The sequence below is a fragment of the Nocardiopsis salina YIM 90010 genome (assembly GCF_000341025.1).
GTDB lineage: Bacteria > Actinomycetota > Actinomycetes > Streptosporangiales > Streptosporangiaceae > Nocardiopsis > Nocardiopsis salina.
This window is the reverse complement of record NZ_ANBF01000006.1, coordinates 1-4,224: the sequence shown is the minus strand read 5'-3', so window position 1 is coordinate 4,224 and position 4,224 is coordinate 1. Positions and strand designations below refer to the sequence as shown.

Annotated in this window: 2 protein-coding genes and 1 pseudogene; all 3 read right to left on the bottom strand. The window is 73.6% G+C overall.

The features are described 5' to 3' along the window. Positions 1 to 177: 177 nt before the first annotated feature. Positions 178 to 1,623, bottom strand: coding sequence for an FAD-dependent oxidoreductase (locus D474_RS0100865; protein ID WP_017611714.1), 1,446 nt, complete (start codon positions 1,621 to 1,623; stop codon positions 178 to 180). Then, complete coding sequence (locus D474_RS0100860) at positions 1,620 to 3,731, bottom strand: molybdopterin oxidoreductase family protein (protein WP_017611713.1); 2,112 nt, start codon at positions 3,729 to 3,731, stop codon at positions 1,620 to 1,622. Before D474_RS0100860 ends, D474_RS0100865 begins: the two co-directional genes overlap by 4 nt. Next, a pseudogene (locus D474_RS0100855) lies at positions 3,728 to 4,224 on the bottom strand (MFS transporter); the annotation flags it as partial. The pseudogene D474_RS0100855 and the gene D474_RS0100860, both read right to left, overlap by 4 nt.

Here is a 4,224-nt window from a genome sequence, read left to right as displayed (position 1 = left end):
CGGGCCGCAACGATCGTGCTCAACACGGCGGCGCCGGCCAGGAGCCGGCCCAGCGCCAGGCGCCTCGGGATGTGGCCGGCCCCGGGTTGCTGGGCAACATCGCACATCGGGGGTCCGGGTCCCGGTGGGTTGTCCACCGGCCGGGAACACCGTGGCAGCGACCTTGTCCGGTGGTCTTCACCGGGTGGCGGGGGCGGGTCGGGCCTCGATGAGGTCCTGGACCTGGCGTGTGCAGCCCCCGCAGCCGGTGGTGGCGCGGGTGCGCTGGGCCACGGCTGCCCGGTCGGCGGCGCCCTGGTCCAGGGCGGCTTCGATGTCGCTGCGGCGCACGGCGTTGCACCGGCACACCAGCGGGTCCTGCTCCGCTTCCTCCTGGCTGTGGCCCAGGGCCGAGGGAAGCCCCTGCAGCAGGGCGAGCAGGTCCTGCGGGGGCGGGGCGCCGGTCTCGTACATCTGGGCCAGGGTGGCGGCGGCCTCGGGGAAGCCGAGCAGGACGGCGCCCTGGATGCGACCGTCGGTCACGGTCAGGGCGCCGTAGCGTCCGGTGCGCGGGTCGGTGACGGTGACCGTGTCCCCGGCGTCGGGGTCGGGGCGGTCGGGGTCGGTGTCGACCTGTCCGAAGGCGGTCAGGTCGATGCCGGTGGCTTTGAGGCGGGTGACGGGTCGGGTGCCGGTGTAGGTGGCGCCGGGGTCGGTTCCGCTCAGGCGGCGGGCCAGCACTGCGGCTTGTTCCCATCCGGGGGCCACGAGCCCGGCGGGGGCGCCGGGGTGGCGGGCGCAGTCGCCGATGGCGTGCACGCGCGGGTGGGAGGTGGCCAGGTGGTCGTCGACGACGATGCCGTGGTCGGTGGCCAGTCCGGCCTGCTCGGCCAGGGCGGTGGTGGGTGCCACCCCGGCGGTGACGATGCAGGCGTCGGCGGCCAGGACGTGGCCGTCGTCCAGTTCCAGTCCGGTTCCGGGGATCCACCGTGCGGCCACGCGCCAGGTGTGCACTTGTACGCCCAGGTCGGTGTAGAGGCGGGTGAGGATGCGTGCGGCGCCGCGGTCGATCTGGCGGCGCATGATCCAGGGTGAGGACTCCACCAGGTGCACGCGGACGCCGGCTTCGGCCAGGCCGCGGGCGGTCTCCAGACCGAGGACTCCCCCGCCCAGGACGACGGCGGGGGCGCCGGGTTCGAGCAGGGAGGTGATGCGGCGGCAGTCGGCGGCCTCGCGCAGGGCGCTGACGCCGGGGCCGGGGGTGCCGTCGCTCTCGCGCAGGCCGGGTACGGGGGGTAGGCGGGCGTGGGCGCCGGTGGCCAGGACGAGTTCGTCGTAGTGCAGGTGGGTGCCCTCGTCCAGGGTGAGGGTGCGGGCGCCTGGGTCCAGGTGGGTGGCGGTGGTGTCGGTGCGGATCCTGACGTGCTCGGCCGGGGTGTGGGGCAGGGCGATGGTGTGGTCGGTGTGGTGTCCGGCCAGTACGTGCGGGAGCAGGATGCGGTTGTAGGCGGGGCCGGGTTCGGTGCCCACGGCGGTCAGGCGTACGCGGGTGCCGTGGGGGTCCAGGCGGGTGATCTCTTCGGTGAAGCGGGAGCCGACCATGCCGTGGCCGACCAGGGCGATGTGGCGGGGGCGGCTGCTCATGGGCGTCCTTCCGTGGCGGGGTCGGGGGCGGGGGTGATGCGTACGGCGCTGACCTTGAATTCGGGCATGCGGCTGGTGGGGTCCAGGGCGTGCTGGGTGAGGGTGTTGGCGGCCTGGTCGTTGGCGTAGTGGAAGGGCACGAAGACGGTGTCGTGGCGTGCGGTGGGTGTGGTGTGCACGCGGGCGGTCATGGTGCCCCGGCGTGAGGTGACCTGGGCGTGGTCGCCGTGGGTCAGGCCGTGGTGGGTGGCGGTGTCGGGGTGGATCTGGACGGTGGCCTCGGGGTCGGTGGTGGCCAGTTCTGTGATGCGGCGGGTCTGGGCGCCGGATTGGTAGTGGCCCAGCAGGCGTCCGGTGGTGGCCCAGAGGGGGTAGTGGGTGTCGGTGGTCTCTGCGGGGCCGTGGTGGGTGGGTGTGCTGAACCGGGCGCGGCCGTCGGGGTGGGCGAAGGTGTCCAGGAACAGGCGGGGTGTGGAGGGCACCGGGTCCGTGTCGGGGCCGGCGGTGGCGGGTGCGGGCCAGTACTGGGCGTGGCCGGCGGCCAGGTGGTGGGGGTCGATGCCGGAGTAGTCGGCGCGTCCTCCGGCTGAGGCGTGGGCGAGTTCGGCCAGGACGGTGTCGGCGTCGTGGGGGAACTGGTGGGGGTCGGCGCCCAGGCGCGGGGCGAGTTCGGACAGGATCTGCAGGTCGGTGCGCACCCCTGGGGGCGGGTGCTGGGCGCGGGTGCGGCGCAGCAGGCGGCCTTCGAGGTTGGTCATGGTGCCCTCTTCTTCGGCCCATTGGGCTGTGGGCAGGACGACGTGGGCCTGTTGTGCGGTTTCGGAGAGGACGAAGTCGCAGACGATGAGGTGGTCCAGGGCGGCCAGGCGTTGCTTGATGCGGGTGGTGTCGGGTGCGGACACGGCGGGGTTGGAGCCCATGACCAGTAGGGAGCGGGGCCCGTCGGGGGTGCCCAGGGCGGCCAGGAGTTCGGTGGCCGAGCGGCCGGGGCCGGGCAGGGACTCGGGGGTGGTGTTCCACAGGTGGGCGATGCGGGTGCGGGCGTCGGGGTCGTTGATGTGGCGGTATCCGGGGAGCTGGTCGGCTTTTTGTCCGTGTTCGCGTCCGCCTTGTCCGTTGCCTTGGCCGGTGATGCAGCCGTAGCCGGAGCCGGTGCGTCCGGGCAGGCCCAGGGCCAGGGCGAGGTCGATCCAGGCGCCGGCGGTGGCGGTTCCGGTGGCGTGTTGTTCGCTGCCGCGGCCGGTCAGGACGTAGGCGGAGCGGTTGCGGGCGGCGTGGCCGAGCAGGTCGGCGGCGGCGCGGATGTGGTGGGCGGGTACGCCGGTGAGTTCTTCGGTGCGTTCGGGCCAGTGGGCGGCGGCTTGGGCCCAGGTGGTCTGGAAGCCGGTGGTGCGCTGGTCGATGTAGGTGTGGTCGAGGTGCCCGGCGGTGCGGGCGGCGTGGAGCAGGCCCAGGGCCAGGGGCAGGTCGGTTCCGGGGCGGGGTGCGAGGTGCAGTCCGCCGTGGTCGAGGGCTTGTTGGGCGGTGGCGCTGCGGCGGGGGTCGATGACGATGAGGGTGGGTGCGGCCAGGTGGCCCATCATCGGGGGCATGGTCTCGGCGGGGTTGGCGCCGGCGAGCAGGACGGCCTGGGCGGTGGCGATGTCGGTCAGGGGGAAGGGCAGTCCGCGGTCGAGGCCGAAGGCGTGGTTGGTGGCGGCTGCGGCCGAGGACATGCAGAAGCGGCCGTTGTAGTCGATCTGTGAGGTGCCCAGGGCCAGGCGGGCGAATTTGCCCAGGAGGTAGGCCTTTTCGTTGGTCAGGCTGCCGCTGCCGAAGACGGCGTTGGCGTGGGGGCCGTGGGTCTGGCGTAGGTGGTTGAGGTGGTGGGCGGCGGTGTCCAGGGCCTGGTCCCAGGTGGCCGGTTCCAGGCGTCCGTGGCGGCGGATCAGGGGTGTGGTGAGGCGGTCGGGGTGGGTGAGCAGTTCGGGTGCGGTCCAGCCCTTGCGGCACAGGCCGCCGCGGTTGGTGGGGAAGGGGGCGGGGCGGGCGGCCAGGGTGCCGTCGGGTGCGGGTTCCAGGTGCATGGCGCACTGCAGGGCGCAGTAGGGGCAGTGGGTGGTGCTCATCGGGTGGCGGCCTCGGCGGGGATGGTGGGTGTGGTGTGGGGGCGCAGGTACAGGTATCGGGTCAGGGCGGCGCAGCCCAGGTAGAACAGGGCGAAGGCGGCGAAGGCGGGTGCGGTGGTGCCGAAGGCGGCGAAGGATTCGCGGAAGGTGATGTTGACGCCGACCCCGCCCAGGGCTCCGACGGCGCCGATGAGGCCGAGCATGGAGGAGGCGGTGCGTTTGGTGGCCGCGCGGGTGGTCTCGGGGTCGGCGCCGGCGGCGATGGCGCTCTCGGCGCGCTGGTGCTGGATGGTGGGGATCATCTTGTAGGTGGAGCCGTTGCCCAGGCCGGTGAGGGTGAACATGAGCGCGAAGGCGCCCACGAAGAGCACCAGGTGGGCGGCTTGGACGGCCACGACCAGTGCCAGGGCGCAGGCGGCCATGGCCAGGAAGACCCACAGGGTGACGCGGGCTCCGCCGTGGGTGTCGGCCAGGCGCCCGCCCAGGGGGCGGA

Excerpts from the sequence above, each read along its gene's own strand:
- D474_RS0100860 (WP_017611713.1), bottom strand. The coding sequence starts at position 3,731 with ATGAGCACCACCCACTGCCCCTACTGCGCCCTGCAGTGCGCCATGCAC.
- D474_RS0100865 (WP_017611714.1), bottom strand. The coding sequence starts at position 1,623 with ATGAGCAGCCGCCCCCGCCACATCGCCCTGGTCGGCCACGGCATGGTC.